The sequence below is a fragment of the Thioclava sp. ISO4 genome, assembly GCF_058105145.1.
This window is the reverse complement of sequence record NZ_CM176571.1, coordinates 2260117-2276186: the sequence shown is the minus strand read 5'-3', so window position 1 is coordinate 2276186 and position 16070 is coordinate 2260117. Positions and strand designations below refer to the sequence as shown.

The window sequence follows — 16070 nt, the reverse complement described above, 5'->3', positions numbered from 1 at the left end:
GTCACCCTTTCCCGAGCGCCGCCTTCACGGCGGCCACGATGGCGGGCACCTGCGGAATGGCGGCGTCCTCGAGATGTTTTGGATAGGGGATCGGCACCTCGGCCGAGCACACCCGCCCCACCGGCGCATCGAGATGCCAGAAGGCCTGCTCGCCGATCCGGGCCGCGATCTCGGCCGAGAGCGAACCGGACCGCCAGCCCTCGTCGACGATCACCGCGCGGCGTGTGCGCGCAAGCGAGGCCATGATCGTCTCGTCATCGAGCGGCCGCAGACAGCGCAGGTCGATCACCTCGGCCTCGATCCCCTCGCCTGCCAACCCCTTGGCGGCCTCCAGCGTCTTCCAGAGCGATCCGCCATAGGTGATCAGGCTAATATCTTTGCCCGCACGCCGGATCGCGGCCTTGTCGATATCGACCGGCCCGGCATTCGCCGCGATCTGCCCGGTCATGTTGTAGAGCATGACATTCTCGAAAATCAGCACCGGATCGGGATCCGCGATCGCGGTCCAGAGCATCCCGCGCGCATCTTCAAGCGTGGCAGGCGCGAGGATGCGCAGCCCCGGAATATGCGCGTACCACCCTTCAAGCGAATGGGAATGCTGCGCCGCCAGTTGCTTACCCGCGCCGGTCGCGAGCCGGATCACCACGGGCGCGCCGAACTGCCCGCCCGACATGTGCCGGATCGTGGCGGCGGTGTTCATGATCTGGTCGAGTGCGAGCAGCGAGAAATTCACCGTCATCACCTCGACGATGGGCCGCATCCCGGCCGCCGCAGCGCCAATCCCCGCCCCGGTGAAGCCGGACTCCGAGAGCGGCGTGTCGCGGATACGGTCTTCGCCGAATTCGTCCATCAACCCTTTCGAGACCGCGTAGCAGCCGCCGTAAGCGCCCACATCCTCGCCCATCAGGAAGACCCGCTCATCACGGGACATCGCGTCGCGGATGCCCTGCTTGACCGCCTCGCGATAGGTCATCTCGACGGTCTCGGCGCCGGGTTCGGGCGGCGCGGGCGGCGCGGGGCGCTCCTCGGCCATGACATGGCGGGTGAGCGTCTCGAGCGGCTCCCACTCGCTCGCCTCGGCATAGGCCACGGCGGCGGCGATCTCGTCTTCAACCCCGGCCTCGATCTGCGCGACCTCTTCGGGATGCATCAGCCCGGTCTCGTAAAGCCACGTCTGGAACCGCACGATCGGCCCCTTCTCGCGCCACGCGGCCACCTCGTCCTTGTCGCGATAGAGCTGGGCGTCGAACATCGAATGCGCCCGGAACCGATAGGTCAGACATTCGAGGAAATAGGGTTTGCCGGTCTCGCGGATCGCGGCGAGCGCGCGGCGGGTGGCCGCCTCGACCGCGACCACATCCATCCCGTCCACCTGTTCCGTCACCGTGCCATAGGCCGCCGCCTTGCGCCTTATGTCGGTCTCGGCCTCGGTCCGCGCCAGGGCCGAGCCCATCGCGTAGCCGTTATTCTCGCACACGAACAGCACCGGCAGCGACCAGAGCTGCGCGAGGTTCATCGACTCGTGGAATTCACCCTCGGCCACAGCCCCTTCGCCGAAGAAACAGGCGGTGACATTGGGCGCACCCATCATCAGGTCGCGCAGCGCGAGGCCCACGGCCAGCGGCAGCCCGCCCCCCACGATCGCGTTGCCGCCGTAGAAATTACGCTCGGCGTCGAAGATATGCATCGAGCCGCCCCGCCCGCCCGAGGCGCCGGTGGCCTTGCCATACATCTCGGCCATCACGCGTTCCATCGGCACGCCGCGCACCAGCGCGTGGCCGTGCTCGCGATAGGTCGTCACCACGCGATCCTCGGGGCCAAGCCGCGGGATCACGCCCGAGGCCACCGCCTCCTCGCCATCGTAGAGATGGAGGAAGCCGCGGATTTTCTCCTGCGTGTAAAGCTCGGCGCATTTATCCTCGAAATGGCGCACACGGATCATCGCCGTGAGCAATTCGCGGATGTGGTCATGGGTCAGGTGCGGTTTGTCGGCAGTCATGTCTCGTCACTCTCCAGCGTCGAAATATCGCCTTCCGGCAGGCCCAGCTCGCGCGCTTTCAGCAGACGGCGCATGATCTTGCCCGAACGGGTCTTCGGCAGGGTTTTGCGGAATACCACCTCGCGCGGGGCGACCGCCGCGCCGAGTTTCTTGCGCGCGAGGCCCCGGATGTCGCGTTCGAGGTCTTCCGATGGCTCGAAGCCCGGATTGAGCGCGACATAGGCCTTCACGACCTCGCCCGCGGTCTCGTCGGGCAGCCCGATCACGGCGGCCTCGGCCACAGCCGGGTGTTCGATCAGCGCGCTTTCGACCTCGAAGGGGCCGATCAGATGCCCGGAGGATTTGATCAGATCATCGGCGCGACCGACGAACCAGAAATAGCCCTCGCTATCGCGCATCGCGAGATCGCCCGAGAGATACCAGCCATCCACGAAACACTTCTTGTAGCGCGCCTCTTCATGCAGATAGGCGCGCATCATCGAGGGCCAGCCGGGGCGCAGCGCCAGTTCGCCGATCTCGCCGGGCTTGCAGTCGCGCAGCCCCTCATCGACACGCTCGACGATCCCCGCCTCGATCCCCGGCAGCGGCTTACCCATCGAGCCGGGATGCACATCCATCGCGCGGGTATTGGCGATCATGATCCCGCCGGTCTCGGTCTGCCACCAGTTGTCGTGGAAGGGCTTGCCGAAGACCTCGTTGCCCCAGACCACGGCCTCGGGGTTGAGCGGCTCGCCCACCGAGGCCATGAAACGCAGCGTCGAGAAATCGTAAGGCTCAGCCGCCTCCTTGCCCGCGCGCATCATCATGCGGATCGCGGTGGGCGCGGTGTACCAGACCTCGATCTGCTCGCGCTCGAGAATGCCATACCAGCGGTCGAGATCGAAATCGGCCTCGTCGATGACCATCCGCACCCGGTTCACCAGCGGCGAGATGATCCCGAAGGACGTGCCCGTCACCCAGCCCGGATCGGCGGTGCACCAGTAGCGCGTGCCCGGCGTCAGTTCGAGCGCGTAGCGGCCTGCGGCGGCATGCATCACCACCGCATTATGCACATGCACCGCGCCTTTGGGGCGCCCCGTGGTGCCGGAGGTGAAATGGATCAGCGCGGGATCTTCGGGGGCCGTGCGGACCGTCTCGAATTCTTCGGAGGCCGCCGCCATCGCGGGACCGAGGGCTACGCAATCGTCGGGCGCCTCGTCGCCGATGATCAGAACCAGCTTCAGCGACGGGATTTCGTCCCGCCAGGCGGCAATCTTGCGGCGATAGATCGAGGCGGTGGTGATCAGCGCATTGGCCTCGCCGATCTCGAGCCGGGTGCGCAAGGGCTCAGGCCCGAAGGCGGAAAAGAGCGGCGAGAAGATCATCCCCGCTTTCAGCGTGCCCAGCGCGGCTACGTAGAGATCGGGCACACGCCCTGCAAGACCGAAGAGCCGGTCGCCCGGTTCCAGCCCGTGGCTTGTCAGCACATTGGCGAAGCGCGCGGTCCGGGCGGCGAGGTCACCATAGCTCAGGCTTTCTCGCGCGCCGTCCTTGCCGAGCCACAGGATCGCCTCGTCTGCCCCATGGCCCGAGGCGACATGGCGATCCACCGCCTCATAGGCGATGTTCAACCCGCCATCGGGAAAGCCGTCGAGCATCGCCCGCGCGGTGTCCCAAGTGAACGCCTCGCGGACCTCATCGGTCAGCGTGGCGGCTGCCCGTTCGGCGGCCGGCTTCCGGATAATCGCCCAAGTCATCACGCCTCCTCCCATGGTGATGCCAGTCGATGGGCCGCCCCTGTCACGAACGGCCATGACCTTCCCTAGGCGAAGACAGGAGGCAGTTTCATTGATGTGGCTCAACGCGGGAGCGGAAATTATCTGCGGGTTGCGCGCGATACGACCAGATGCCCCAGCAGCGGCGGCAGCAGGCTCATCGCCCCGGCGAGCGCCAGCCCCGCGATACCGGGCGACGGCAGCTGCAGCACATCGGAGAGCCCCGGCAGCCACAACGCCCCGGCGATCAGCACGAGACATAGGACAAGCGCCCCCCAGACATAGGGGTTGCGCGTCACATCGTTGCGCAGGGCGTGGGTGTCGGCCTCGCGCATGTTGAACACGTTCCACAGCTGGCCCAGCGCGAGTGTGACGAAGGCCACGGTGACGGCGGCGGCGGGATCAAGCCGCAGACCGTAGAGCGCGCCCCCGAAAGCCAGCATCGTCGCCAGCGTGACGATCGCCCCGAGCGCCACGATACGGCCCCATTCCCTGCGCGCGAGGATCGGCTCGGCGCGGTCGCGGGGCGGGCGGCGCATCTCATGGCCGTCCCCATGCCCCAAGCCGAGCGCCAGCGCGGGGAAGACATCGGTGACGAGATTGAGAAACAGGATCTGCAGCGGCAGGAGCGGTGAAGGAAGCCCCACTCCGACGGCGATCCCGACCACAAGGATCTCCGAGAGATTGCACGACATCAGGTAGACGATGAATTTGCGAATATTGCCGAAGATCACCCTGCCCTGTCGCACCGCCTCGACGATGGTCGCGAAATCGTCGTCCTTGAGCACCATATGCGCCGCCTCGCGGGCGACCTGGGTGCCGCGCTGTCCCATCGCGATGCCGATATCGGCTTTCTTCAGCGCCGGCGCGTCATTCACCCCGTCGCCCGTCATCGCGACAGTCTCGCCCTCGCGCTGATAGAAGCTGACGAGGTCCAGCTTCGTCGCCGGAGCCACGCGGGCGAAGACGCTGGCCTTGCGCAGGCGGTCGAGCGTTTCCTCCGGGGCGTTTCCCAGATCGAGCCCTGTGAGGTCTCGCCCCTCGATCGCCACCGCACCGTTTCCGCTGATCCCGGCATCCTTCGCGATGCGTGCGGCGGTCTCGGCATGATCGCCCGTCAGCATGATCACCCGGACCCCCGCGCTCTGGCAGGCCGCGATCGCGGGGGGCACATCCTTGCGCAAGGGATCGGCAAGGCAGGCAATCGCGACAAGCGTCAGCTCCTCATAGGGCGCGTCCTCCGCCCCGTCCGTCCGCTTCATCGCGAGGCCGATCCCACGCAGCCCCTCGCTCGCGGCGTCCGCGTTCCGCGCGATCCAGTCGGCCTTGTCTTCGGCGCTCAGAGGGCGCGGGCCTTCCGGTCCCAGAACCTCGGAGCAAGAGGCGATCACCGCCTCGGGGGCGCCCTTCACCGCATAGAGCGCGCCCCCGTCCGGCAACGCATGGACGGTCGCCATCATCAGGCTGTCGCTCTCGAAAGCATGTTGGAGCAGGCGTGGCTCCGCTTCTTCCTCGGTCACCCCCGCCTGTCGCGCGGCACTCAGCAAGGCCAGTTCGGTCGGGTCGCCGATCCGGCCCTCATCGCCGTCGCCCAGCTCGGCATTGTTGCACAGCATGCCGATCTTCAACGCGGCGCGCAGACGGTCCTCCGCGAAAGCGGTCTCCGGCCCATCCAGATCCACGCTCCCCCCATCGAGCAAGACCTGCACCACGCTCATCCGGTTCTCGGTCAGGGTCCCGGTCTTGTCCGTCAGGATCAGCGTCGTCGCCCCGAGCGTCTCGACCGAGGACAGGCGGCTGATCAGGGCATTGCGCTGCACCATGCGCCACATCCCGCGCGCAAGCGACAAGGTGGCCACGACGGGGATGCCTTCGGGGATCGCCGCCACGGCAAGGGCGACCCCGGTCTGGATCATACTGGTGAGCGGGTGGCCCTGCGCCAGCCCCGTGACGATGATCGCGACGGCAAGAACGATCGTCAGCCAGACCAGTCGCTGCCCGAGCCGCGTCAATTGATGTTCGAGCGGTGTGGGTTCCGTGCTGGCCGCCATCGCAAGCTGGCTGATCTTGCCGATCTCGGTCTCCATGCCGGTCCGCACCACCACGCCGGTCCCGGCTCCCCGCGTGACGGCCGCGCCCTTGAACGCCATATTGGTGCGATCCCCCAGCACCGCATCGGATAGCAGCGGTTCGGTGGTCTTGAGCACCGGAAGGGACTCGCCGGTCAGCACTGATTCGTCGCAATGAAGCCCCGACGCCTCGACGAGCCGCAGATCGGCGGTCACCACATCGCCCGCTTCGAGCATCACGAGATCGCCCGGCACGAGATCGCGGGCATCCACCTCGATCAGCACCCCGTCCCGACGGACGCGGGTGCGGACCTCGGCGACGCTGAACAGCGCCTCCATCGAGCGGGTGGCGCGCAACTCGGTGAAAAACCCGATCGCGCCGTTCAAGAGCAGCACGACGAGGATCGCCAGCGCCTCGACGATATCGTTAATGACCAGCGAGAACACCGTTGCCAGAACGAGAAGCGCGACGATCACCCCCTGAAACTGATGCAGCAGGATGCGCAATGCGCTTCGGGGCTTGGGACGTCGCAGAGCGTTCGGGCCGTGGCGCGCGAGGCGCGTGGCGGCCTCCTGAGCGCTCAGCCCGTTCGGAAAAGGGACGGACAGACGCGCGATCACCGCCTCGGCGGTTTCGGCAAAAGCTGGCGCGGCGTCGGTATCCTGCATCACGGGGCCTTCAGTCATCCCGCGGCGATGGTAAGCCTTTCGGCAGGCAGCGCAATCGCCCGGACTTGGGTAAGGATGCCGCGGGTCAAACTCGCCTCTGTGCCCGTCCGCCTCACCCGTGATTCACAAATCGTTGATCGAGATCAATGACGTTCTGCGCCTGTCGTCTCAGCCTAAATCTCGTGTCGGGCTGCGATCATGGACCGCGAACTCGACCGGGAGGAGGAGGAAAACATGCACATTTGTAAAGCCATGATGGCGGCGGCAAGCGTCGCCGGCGCGCTCTGTGCGAGCGCGGCGCGGGCGGATGGCACGGTCGAGGTCCTGCACTGGTGGACTTCGGGCGGCGAGGCCAAGGCCGTCGGAGAACTGAAGAAAGCCTTCGAAGCCGAGGGCGGCGAATGGATCGACTCGCCGATCGCGGGCGGTGGCGGCGATGCCGCGATGACGGCGCTGCGCGCCCGCGTCGTGGCCGGCAATCCGCCGACGGCTGTCCAGCTCAAGGGGCCGGGCATCCAGGAATGGGCCGAGCAAGGCGCGCTCAACGACGTCCAGTCCGTGGCGGATGCGGGCAACTGGGACTCGGTGCTGCCGCCGGCGCTGGCCGAGATCATGAAGTACCAGGGCAAATACGTCGCCGCGCCGGTCAATATCCACCGCGTCGACTGGATGTGGGCCAACCCAGAGGCGCTGAAGAAGGCAGGCGTCGAGGAGATGCCCACGACTTGGGACGAGTTCAACGCCGCCGCCGACAAGCTGCAGGCGGCGGGCATCGTGCCGCTCGCCCATGGCGGTCAGCCGTGGCAGGACGCGACGCTGTTCGAAGACGTCGTGCTCGGGATCGGCGGCGCCGATTTCTTCCGCAAGGCGTTGGTGGAGCTCGACCCGGAGGCTCTGACCTCGGACATGATGGTCAAGTCCTTCGACCAGCTGCGCAAGTTGCGTGGCTATGTCGATCCGAACTTCTCGGGGCGTGACTGGAACCTCGCGACCGCGATGGTGATGCGTGGCGAGGCCGGTTTCCAGATCATGGGCGACTGGGCGAAGGGCGAATTCCTTGCCGCCGGTAAAGTACCAGAACAGGATTTCCTGTGCTGGCCCACGCCGGGCAAGGGCTTCGTGCTGAATTCGGACAGCTTCACCTTCTTCAAGGTGGAGGGCGAAGACCGCATCGAGGGCCAGAAAGTGCTCGCACGACTGATCATGTCGCCCGAGTTCCAGAAGGTGTTCAACCTCGCCAAGGGGTCGATCCCGGCGCGCACCGACGTGCCGCTCGACGATTTCGACGCCTGCGCCAAACGCTCGCATGCCGATCTGCTGGCGGCGATCGAGAACGACACGCTGGTGCCGTCGATGGCACATGAGATGGCGGTGCCGCGCTCGGTGCGGGGCGAGTTCCTCGACGTCGTGACCGCTTTCTTCAACTCTGACATGAGTTCCGAGGACGCGGTCAAGCAACTCGCAGCCGCGATCAAGCGCGCGCAGGAAAACTAGGGCCTGCAATGCCCGGAGGCACGGGGCCCATGGCAAGGTTCGGGCGGGCGCTGGAACGGCGCCTGCCCGCGATCGTGGTCTCGCCGCTTTTCGCGGCGAGCCTGTTCTTCGTTTACGGCTTCATACTCTGGACAGCCTATATCTCGCTGACCCGGTCGGGGGTGATGCCCAACTACCAATTCGACGGTGTGAGCCAATATGTCCGGCTCTGGGAGACGCCACGCTGGTATGTGGCGATCCGCAACCTCTTCGTCTTCTCGGGCCTGTTCATCTCGATCTCGATGGCGATCGGCATCCTTCTGGCGATCCTGCTCGACCAAAAAGTGCGCATCGAGGGGGTGATCCGCACGATCTACCTCTACCCGATGGCGCTCAGTTTCATCGTCACCGGCACGGTCTGGAAATGGATGCTGAACCCCGGCCTCGGGCTGGAGCGGCTGATGCATCAGGCGGGCTTCGAGAATTTCAGTTTCGACTGGCTGGTGAACTCTCATTACGCGATCTACACGGTGGTGATCGCGGCCGTCTGGCAAAGCTCCGGCTACGCGATGGCGCTGTTTCTGGCCGGGCTCCGCTCGGTCGATGACGAGGTCCTGAAAGCGGCGGCGATCGACGGCGCGGGGCTGTGGCGCACCTATACCGGCATCGTGCTGCCGATGCTGCGGCCGGTGTTCCTGTCCACCGTCATCATCCTCGCCCATCTCGCGATCAAGAGCTTCGATCTGGTGATCGCGCTGACCGGCGGGGGGCCGGGCTATGCCACCGACATGCCCGCCACCTTCATGTATTCCTTCGCCTTCCAGCGCAGCGAGCTGGGCGTGGCGGCGGCGAGCGCCACGATGATGCTGATGACGGTCATAGCGATCATCGTGCCCTATCTCTACTCGGAACTGAGGAAGACAAGCGGATGAGCGGGCGGAGCAAAAGCGGGATCGTCCAGCGCCGGGGGCTGCATCACAGCCTGATGCGCGCCGTACTGTTCGCCGTGCTCGGGGTGTTCTGCATCTACTACCTGATCCCGCTTCTGGTGATGATCTCGACCTCGCTGAAATCGCTGGCCGAAATCCGGGAAGGCTCGCTGATCAGCCTGCCGAAAGAGTTCGACTTCAGCGCCTGGGAGAAGGCGTGGAACGGCGCCTGCGTGGGCGTGCGCTGCAATGGGCTCGCGCCCTATGTCTGGAACTCGGTGATGATGACCGTGCCGGCGGTGGCGATCTCGACGATACTGGGGGCGCTGAACGGTTACGCGCTGACCAAATGGCGCTTTCGCGGCGCCGACACGATCTTCGCGTTGATGCTGTTCGGCGCCTTCATCCCGTTTCAGGTGATCTTGCTGCCGATGGCGCGGGTGCTGGGCCAGCTTGGCCTTGCGGGCACGATCCCGGGGCTGATCCTCGTGCACACGGTCTATGGCCTCGCCTTCACCACACTGTTCTTTCGCAACTTCTTCATCGGGGTTTCCAGCGGCATCATTCAGGCGGCGAAGGTCGACGGGGCGGGCTTCTTCGGCATCTTCTTCCGGCTCGTGCTGCCAATGTCGCTGCCTGCCATCGTCGTCACCGTGATCTGGCAGTTCACCCAGATCTGGAACGACTTCCTGTTCGGCGTGGCCTTCACCATCGGGGACAGCAACCCGGTGACGGTGGCGCTCAACAACGTGGTGAACACCTCGACGGGGGTGAAGGAATACAATGTCGACATGGCCGCGGCGATCATCGCGGCGCTGCCGACGCTGGCGGTTTATGTCGTCGCCGGAGCCTGGTTCGTGCGCGGGCTCTCGGCCGGAGCGGTGAAAGGGTAGCAATGGCAGCGGGAATTTCCCTTCAGGGCGTGCGCAAACGCTTCGGGACGAACGAGGTGATCAAGGGCATCGACCTCGAGATCGAGGCGGGCGAATTCATCGTCCTCGTCGGGCCTTCGGGCTGCGGCAAGTCCACCCTGCTCAACCTGATCGCCGGACTCGAGACGCTGAGCGACGGCCATATCGAGATCGCCGGGCGGCTGGTGGACGACACCCCGCCGCGCGACCGCGACATCGCGATGGTGTTCCAGTCCTACGCGCTCTATCCGACCAAGACGGTGCGCGAGAACATCACCTTCGGGATGCAGACTCGCCACGTCCCGCGCGCCGAACAGGCCACCGCGGTCGAGGAGTTCAGCACGCTTCTGCAGATCCATCCCTATCTGGACCGCAAGCCCGGTCAGCTTTCGGGCGGCCAGCGCCAGCGCGTCGCGATGGGCCGCGCGCTGGTGCGCAAGCCCGAGGTCTTCCTGTTCGACGAGCCCCTTTCGAACCTCGACGCCAAGCTGCGGATCGAGATGCGCACCGAGATCAAGAAGCTGCACCAGCGGCTCGGCAAGACCGTCGTCTATGTCACCCACGACCAGATCGAGGCGATGACGCTGGCGACCCGGATCGCGGTGATGGATAACGGCCATATCCGTCAGGTCGCCGAACCCGGAGAGATCTACGACGATCCGGTGGACCTCTTCGTCGCGAGCTTCATGGGGTCGCCGTCGATGAACATGCTGCCCGGCGCCCTGCGGCGCGATGGGCAGACGGGCGCGCTGTCGGTGGAGGTGGCCGAGGGCACGGCGGGGGCGCTTCGCTTCCCCCTGCCCGCGCGGTTCACCGAGCGGGTCACAGCCCCCGACGGGCACAAGGTCGTTCTGGGGCTCCGGCCCGAGGCGATCTTCATGGCCGGGACCGAATTGCCCGGCCCCGACCGTTTCGTCTTCGAACGCCCGGTCGATCTGGTCGAGCCGACGGGCCCCGACACGATGATCGTCTTCGCCCTTGGCGAGACCGAGGTGATCGCCCGGGTCCGCCCGGAAGACGCCCTGCCCCCGGGCGCTCCGTTCAGCTTCGAGGTCGATATGGGTAAGGCCAAGGTCTTCGATGCCGAGACCGGCCTGCGGCTGTAAGGCTGTACGGCGGAAACGCGGGACATCGCCGGGCCTCTTGTCCGGCCGCGGGTTGGAGACGGGCGCGCTCTGTTTGCGGGCAAGCTCAAGCCCCCTCCCGACCGACACCAGCGCCGCCACATCTGCATCTTCGTCTCTCCCCCAATCCGATCTGGACAGGGCCGGATTTTCCTGCGATCAAATCCGGGATGGTGTCCGGCCCCAAAGGGTCGGCTGAAAAGGGAACACGGTGCGGGCGATGCCCAACTCCGTGACTGCCCCCGCAACTGTAAGCGGCGAGCGCCACCGGAAACGCCACTGACCTGCAAAGGTTGGGAAGGTCCGGTGAAGCCACGACCCGCGAGTCAGGAGACCTGCCATCTCGGATGCGCGCCCGCGCGCATCTCGGTCACCTTAAACCCGGGCGGGGTGCCTTGGGACGGAGAGACGAGAGATGGACCAGATCGGACCTCGCATATCGCCGTGCCGCGACCACTTCCGCCCTTTTGCGCGGAGGGCGCGATGCTTTTGGAACGAACGCTTTCACTCTTACAACTCGATATAGGACCGATCTCGCCGCTGCGTGCGCGTGAGCTGGGCACGCTGGGCTACATGGAATGGCTCGGCGGACTGCCGGGCGACATGCCCTATGCGAAGGCGGCGATCATCGCCCATACGCAGGCCTATCCGTTCGGCGCAGCCTCGCCTGCCGTCGCGGTGTTCTGCGAGTTGCTGCTGGACTCCCTGAGCCCGCAGCCTTTCGCCCTGCCGATCGAGATGCCCCCGCCGCTCCGGCGCGGCGGGGCACGCGCCCGGCGCGGCCTCTGAGCCTGTTTTTCGTCTTGCGGTCGCATCCTGCGGCCCGGCCGAGGACCATTGCAGCAGGGAACGGCAGCCCCGTTCCCTGTGAGGCTCGGCACTCCAAACGATGGTCATGGATGAACTGAGAGGATCTCTCCATGAATGACAACAAACTGACCCGTCTGCTCGACGCGCGCCCGGTGATCTGCGCCGAGGGCTTCCTGTTCGAACTGGAACGGCGCGGCTATCTGACCGCCGGGGAATTCGTGCCCGAGGTGGCGCTGGAATACCCGCAGGCGCTGCGCAATCTGCATGTCGATTTCCAGCGCGCCGGCAGCGATATCGTCGAGGCCTTCACCTATAACGGCCACCGCGAGAAGATGCGCGTGATCGGCAAGGAAGACCTGCTGGAGCCGCTCAACCGTGCGGCGCTGAAGATCGCCCGCGAGGTCGCCGATGCGAAGACCGGCAACCTTATGGCGGGCAATATCTCGAACACGAACATCTGGGATCCAGCCGATCCGGCGCGGCAGGCCGAGGTGCGTGCGATGTTCGACGAGATGGTCGGCTGGGCGGTCGAGGAAGGCGCGGATATCCTCATCGGCGAGACCTTCTACTATGCGGGCGAGGCGCTGTGTGCGCTGGAGGCCGCGAAGGCGTCGGGACTGCCGGTGGTGCTGACGCTGGCGCCGATGGCGGCCAATGAGATGATGGACGGGGTCGGCATCGTCGAAACCTGCCAGCAGCTCGAACAGGCGGGCGCCGATGTCGTCGGGCTGAACTGCTTCCGCGGGCCGCAGACGATGATGCCGTGGCTGCGCAAGGTGCGCGCGGCGGTGAGTTGCCATGTCGGCGCCCTGCCCGTGCCCTACCGGACCACGAAGGAGGAGCCCACCTTCTTCAACCTGTCCGATCACAACGGCTGCACCTGCCCCTCGCCGCATGGCCGGACCTTCCCGACCGCGCTCGATCCGCTGGCGTGCAACCGCTACGAGATCGGCGCCTTCGCGCGTGAGGCGCAGGCGATCGGGGTGAATTATCTCGGCGTGTGCTGCGGGGCGAGCCCGATGCATATCCGCGAAATGGCCGAGGCCGTGGGGCGCGAGACCGAGGCCAGCCGCTTCTCGGAACGCATGGAAAACCACTTCATGTATGGCCAGAGCGCCCGCCTCCCGGCGCATATCCGTGCGCTTGGCGACGGCGCCTGAGGCAAGACACGCTCCTGTCGCGCGAGAGTTTCGTGCGGCAGGGCAATCTATATATTGACACCACTACACCCTGCATCCCAATATGATGTTGCTTTGGTTCCTGCGAGTCACTCCGCAGGCGAAGAGGGAAGCCGGTGAGATTCCGGCGCTGCCCCCGCAACTGTAAGCGGCGAGCCTTAGGTCCGAATGTCACTGGTGCGATGCGCCGGGAAGACGGACCCCGAGGCGCTCGAGCCGCGAGCCAGGAGACCTGCCAGAGCAGATAGACGACGACCGCGGCGGAGGGCCCGGGCGCGTGGCTATGTGCTGCGGCACCTTGCCCACGAGCCTTGTCCCGCGCTGCCGACAGCAAACAAAGGGACAGAACATGACCATCACCGTCTATTCGAAACCGGCCTGCGTGCAATGCACCGCGACGACCCGCGCGCTCGATGCCAAGGGGATCTCCTATGACGTGATCGACCTCACCGAGGACGCCGCCGCGATGGAGATGGTGCAGGATCTCGGCTACCGGCAGGCGCCGGTCGTGATCGCGGGCGAAAATCACTGGGCGGGCTTCCGGCCCGACATGATCGGACAGCTCAGCTGAGCGCGGGCCCGGATCATGGGACAGGCACGGCTGATCTATTACTCCTCGGCATCGGGCAACACGCAGCGCTTCGTGGAGCGGCTGGGCCTGCCCGCGCTGCGCTTACCCGTCTCGGCGGAAGCAGAAATGCCAAGCCCGCCCGGCCCCTACGTCCTGATCTGCCCGAGCTATGCCGACGGCAAGGGGCGCGGCGCGGTCGCGAAACCGGTCATCGCCTTTCTCAACAATCCCACCCGCCGCGTGGGTCTGCGCGGCGTGATCGCCAGCGGCAATCGCAATTTCGGCGCGCTCTTCGCCTGCGCGGGCGATCTGCTGGCGCGCAAGTGCAATATCCCCGTGCTCTACCGGTTCGAACTGGCGGGCACGGACAGTGACATCGACCGCGTGCGCGCGGGTCTCGAAACCTTCTGGAGGCAGGAATGCTCGATAGCGACGTGACACCGAGCGGGGCCGCGGCCTCGGAATTCGCGGGGCTTGATCACCACGCGCTCAACGCGATGCTCAATCTCTATGACGCGGAGGGCAATATCCGCTTCGACGCCGACCGGATGGCGGCGCGGCAATATTTCCTGCGCCATGTGAATCAGAACACGGTGTTCTTCCATTCGCTGGATGAAAAGCTCGGCTATCTGGTGGAGGAAGGCTATTACGACGCCGCCGTGCTCGATCAGTATTCGCGCAACTTCCAGCGCGCGATCTGGGAGGCGGCCTTTGCCGCCAAGTTCCGCTTTCCGACCTTCCTCGGCGCGTTCAAATATTACACCTCCTACACGTTGAAGACCCGCGACGGGCAGCGCTATCTCGAGCGCTACGAGGACCGGGTGGTGATGGTGGCGCTGACGCTGGCGCGCGGCGACGAGACGCTCGCGATGCGGCTGATGGAAGAGATGCTGGCAGGCCGCTTCCAGCCAGCGACGCCCACCTTCCTCAATTCGGGCAAGACAGCACGGGGCGAGTTCGTCTCCTGTTTCCTGCTGCGGCTGGAAGACAACATGGAAAGCATCGGGCGCGGCATCAACTCGGCGCTGCAACTGTCCAAACGCGGCGGCGGCGTGGCCCTGATGCTGACCAATATCCGCGAATATGGCGCGCCGATCAAAGGGATCGAGAACCAGTCCTCGGGCGTGATCCCGGTGATGAAACTGCTCGAAGACAGTTTCAGCTATGCCAACCAGCTGGGCGCGCGGCAGGGCGCGGGCGCGGTCTATCTGCACGCCCATCACCCCGACATCCTGCGCTTCCTCGACACCAAGCGCGAGAATGCCGACGAGAAGATCCGGATCAAGACGCTGAGCCTCGGCGTGGTGATCCCCGACATCACCTTCGAGCTCGCGAAGAAGAACGAGGAGATGTATCTCTTCTCGCCCCATGACGTGGAGCGGGTCTATGGCTGCGCCTTCTCGGAGATTTCGGTCACCGAGAAGTATCACGAGATGGTCGACGACGCGCGCATCCGCAAACGCAAGATCAATGCCCGCGCCTTCTTCCAGACACTGGCCGAAATCCAGTTCGAGAGCGGCTATCCCTACATCATGTTCGAGGACACGGTGAACCGCGCCAACCCGATCGCGGGCCGGATCACCATGTCGAACCTGTGCTCGGAGATTCTGCAGGTGGCCGAACCCTCCGAGTTTGACGAGGATCTGGGCTACGCGCGGATGGGCACGGACATCTCGTGCAATCTGGGCTCGCTCAACATCGCCAAGGTGATGGATGGCGGAGATCTGGGCGCGAGCGTCGGGGCCGCGATCCGCGCGCTCTCGGCGGTGTCGGAGATGAGCGCGATCAACGCCGTCCCGTCGATCCGCAAAGGCAACGAGGAAAGCCACGCGATCGGTCTGGGCCAGATGAACCTGCACGGCTTCCTCGCCCGCGAGCGCATTCATTACGGCAGCCCCGAGGGGATCGAGTTCACCTCCGTCTATTTCGCCGCCGTGGCCTATCACGCGTTGGCGGAATCGAACCGGCTGGCCGCCGAGCACGGGCGCAGTTTCAAGGGGTTCGAGGCGTCTGCCTATGCCGATGGCAGCTTCTTCGAGAAATACGTCACCCGCGACTGGCAGCCTGAGAGTGAGGCCGTGGTGGCCCTGTTCGAGCGCTTCGGGATCACCCTGCCCTCGCGCGCCGACTGGGCCGCCCTGCGCGACCGGGTGATGGAAACCGGCCTGTGGAACCGCAACCTGCAAGCCGTGCCGCCCACCGGCTCGATCAGCTATATCAACAACGCCACCGCCTCGATCCACCCGATCACCGCGAAGATCGAGATCCGCAAGGAAGGCAAGATCGGCCGGGTCTATTACCCCGCGCCCTACATGACGAACGACAATCTCGAGTTCTACCGCGACGCCTATCAGATCGGCCCCGAGGCGATCATCGACACCTATGCGGCGGCGACCGAGCATGTCGATCAGGGCCTGTCGCTGACGCTGTTCTTCCCCGCCGAGGCCACGACCCGCGACATCAACCGCGCCCAGATCTATGCATGGCGGCGCGGCATCAAGACCATCTACTACATCCGCCTGCGCCAAGCGGCCCTTGAGGGGACCGAGGTGCAGGGCTGCGTTTCCTGTTCCCTGTGAGGCC

The 16070-nt window shown here is 65.6% G+C and carries 12 protein-coding genes and 2 riboswitches; of the genes, 9 read left to right on the top strand and 3 right to left on the bottom strand.

The window, feature by feature from the left end:
• Window position 1: 1 nt before the first annotated feature.
• The 3 genes from pdhA to AC2TZ7_RS11180 form a co-directional block, all read right to left on the bottom strand.
• Window positions 2-1999, bottom strand: coding sequence for a pyruvate dehydrogenase (acetyl-transferring) E1 component subunit alpha (gene pdhA / locus AC2TZ7_RS11190; protein ID WP_489864278.1), 1998 nt, complete (start codon window positions 1997-1999; stop codon window positions 2-4).
• Complete coding sequence (acsA, locus tag AC2TZ7_RS11185) at window positions 1996-3735, bottom strand: acetate--CoA ligase (RefSeq protein ID WP_489864277.1); 1740 nt, start codon at window positions 3733-3735, stop codon at window positions 1996-1998. The genes pdhA and acsA overlap by 4 nt, the downstream gene beginning before the upstream one ends.
• Window positions 3736-3854: 119 nt before the next feature.
• Entirely contained in the window at window positions 3855-6491 is a 2637-nt protein-coding gene (locus AC2TZ7_RS11180) for a cation-translocating P-type ATPase (RefSeq protein ID WP_489864276.1), read from the bottom strand.
• A 234-nt stretch (window positions 6492-6725) separates the two neighbouring features.
• Between AC2TZ7_RS11180 and AC2TZ7_RS11175 the strand changes: the two genes are divergently transcribed.
• The 9 genes from AC2TZ7_RS11175 (at window position 6726) to nrdE (ending at window position 16066) form a co-directional block, all read left to right on the top strand.
• The gene (locus AC2TZ7_RS11175; protein WP_489864275.1) at window positions 6726-7985 is read left to right on the top strand and encodes an ABC transporter substrate-binding protein; all 1260 of its coding nucleotides are present in this window, start codon (window positions 6726-6728) and stop codon (window positions 7983-7985) included.
• A gap of 29 nt (window positions 7986-8014) precedes the next feature.
• The gene (locus AC2TZ7_RS11170; protein WP_098410785.1) at window positions 8015-8896 is read left to right on the top strand and encodes a carbohydrate ABC transporter permease; all 882 of its coding nucleotides are present in this window, start codon (window positions 8015-8017) and stop codon (window positions 8894-8896) included.
• Window positions 8893-9786 (top strand): carbohydrate ABC transporter permease, encoded by an 894-nt coding sequence (locus tag AC2TZ7_RS11165; RefSeq protein ID WP_098410784.1) that lies wholly within the window; start codon window positions 8893-8895, stop codon window positions 9784-9786. The genes AC2TZ7_RS11170 and AC2TZ7_RS11165 overlap by 4 nt, the downstream gene beginning before the upstream one ends.
• A gap of 2 nt (window positions 9787-9788) precedes the next feature.
• Window positions 9789-10910, top strand: a complete 1122-nt coding sequence (locus AC2TZ7_RS11160; protein WP_489864274.1) for an ABC transporter ATP-binding protein — start codon at window positions 9789-9791, stop codon at window positions 10908-10910.
• Window positions 10911-11082: 172 nt separating this feature from the next.
• Window positions 11083-11285, top strand: a riboswitch (cobalamin riboswitch).
• Window positions 11286-11411: 126 nt separating this feature from the next.
• A complete protein-coding gene (locus AC2TZ7_RS11155; RefSeq protein ID WP_489864273.1) occupies window positions 11412-11717 on the top strand; it encodes a hypothetical protein in 306 nt (101 codons plus the stop codon).
• A 131-nt stretch (window positions 11718-11848) separates the two neighbouring features.
• Window positions 11849-12898, top strand: coding sequence for a homocysteine S-methyltransferase family protein (locus AC2TZ7_RS11150; protein ID WP_489864272.1), 1050 nt, complete (start codon window positions 11849-11851; stop codon window positions 12896-12898).
• Between the two features lie 77 nt (window positions 12899-12975).
• A riboswitch (cobalamin riboswitch) is annotated at window positions 12976-13170 on the top strand.
• A 95-nt stretch (window positions 13171-13265) separates the two neighbouring features.
• Entirely contained in the window at window positions 13266-13487 is a 222-nt protein-coding gene (gene nrdH, locus AC2TZ7_RS11145) for a glutaredoxin-like protein NrdH (RefSeq protein WP_489864271.1), read from the top strand.
• A gap of 15 nt (window positions 13488-13502) precedes the next feature.
• Window positions 13503-13925, top strand: a complete 423-nt coding sequence (nrdI, locus tag AC2TZ7_RS11140) for a class Ib ribonucleoside-diphosphate reductase assembly flavoprotein NrdI (RefSeq protein WP_489864270.1) — start codon at window positions 13503-13505, stop codon at window positions 13923-13925.
• Window positions 13907-16066, top strand: coding sequence for a class 1b ribonucleoside-diphosphate reductase subunit alpha (gene nrdE, locus AC2TZ7_RS11135; protein WP_489864269.1), 2160 nt, complete (start codon window positions 13907-13909; stop codon window positions 16064-16066). Before nrdI ends, nrdE begins: the two co-directional genes overlap by 19 nt.
• Window positions 16067-16070 lie beyond the last annotated feature (4 nt).

Bases quoted from the DNA above. Each gene is read 5' to 3' on its own strand.
- nrdI (WP_489864270.1), top strand. From the start codon at position 13,503: ATGGGACAGGCACGGCTGATCTATTACTCCTCGGCATCGGGCAACACG.
- AC2TZ7_RS11170 (WP_098410785.1), top strand. From the start codon at position 8,015: ATGGCAAGGTTCGGGCGGGCGCTGGAACGGCGCCTGCCCGCGATCGTG.
- AC2TZ7_RS11180 (WP_489864276.1), bottom strand. From the start codon at position 6,491: ATGCAGGATACCGACGCCGCGCCAGCTTTTGCCGAAACCGCCGAGGCG.
- pdhA (WP_489864278.1), bottom strand. From the start codon at position 1,999: ATGACTGCCGACAAACCGCACCTGACCCATGACCACATCCGCGAATTG.
- AC2TZ7_RS11175 (WP_489864275.1), top strand. From the start codon at position 6,726: ATGCACATTTGTAAAGCCATGATGGCGGCGGCAAGCGTCGCCGGCGCG.
- AC2TZ7_RS11155 (WP_489864273.1), top strand. From the start codon at position 11,412: ATGCTTTTGGAACGAACGCTTTCACTCTTACAACTCGATATAGGACCG.
- acsA (WP_489864277.1), bottom strand. From the start codon at position 3,735: ATGACTTGGGCGATTATCCGGAAGCCGGCCGCCGAACGGGCAGCCGCC.
- nrdE (WP_489864269.1), top strand. From the start codon at position 13,907: ATGCTCGATAGCGACGTGACACCGAGCGGGGCCGCGGCCTCGGAATTC.
- AC2TZ7_RS11165 (WP_098410784.1), top strand. From the start codon at position 8,893: ATGAGCGGGCGGAGCAAAAGCGGGATCGTCCAGCGCCGGGGGCTGCAT.
- nrdH (WP_489864271.1), top strand. From the start codon at position 13,266: ATGACCATCACCGTCTATTCGAAACCGGCCTGCGTGCAATGCACCGCG.
- AC2TZ7_RS11160 (WP_489864274.1), top strand. From the start codon at position 9,789: ATGGCAGCGGGAATTTCCCTTCAGGGCGTGCGCAAACGCTTCGGGACG.
- AC2TZ7_RS11150 (WP_489864272.1), top strand. From the start codon at position 11,849: ATGAATGACAACAAACTGACCCGTCTGCTCGACGCGCGCCCGGTGATC.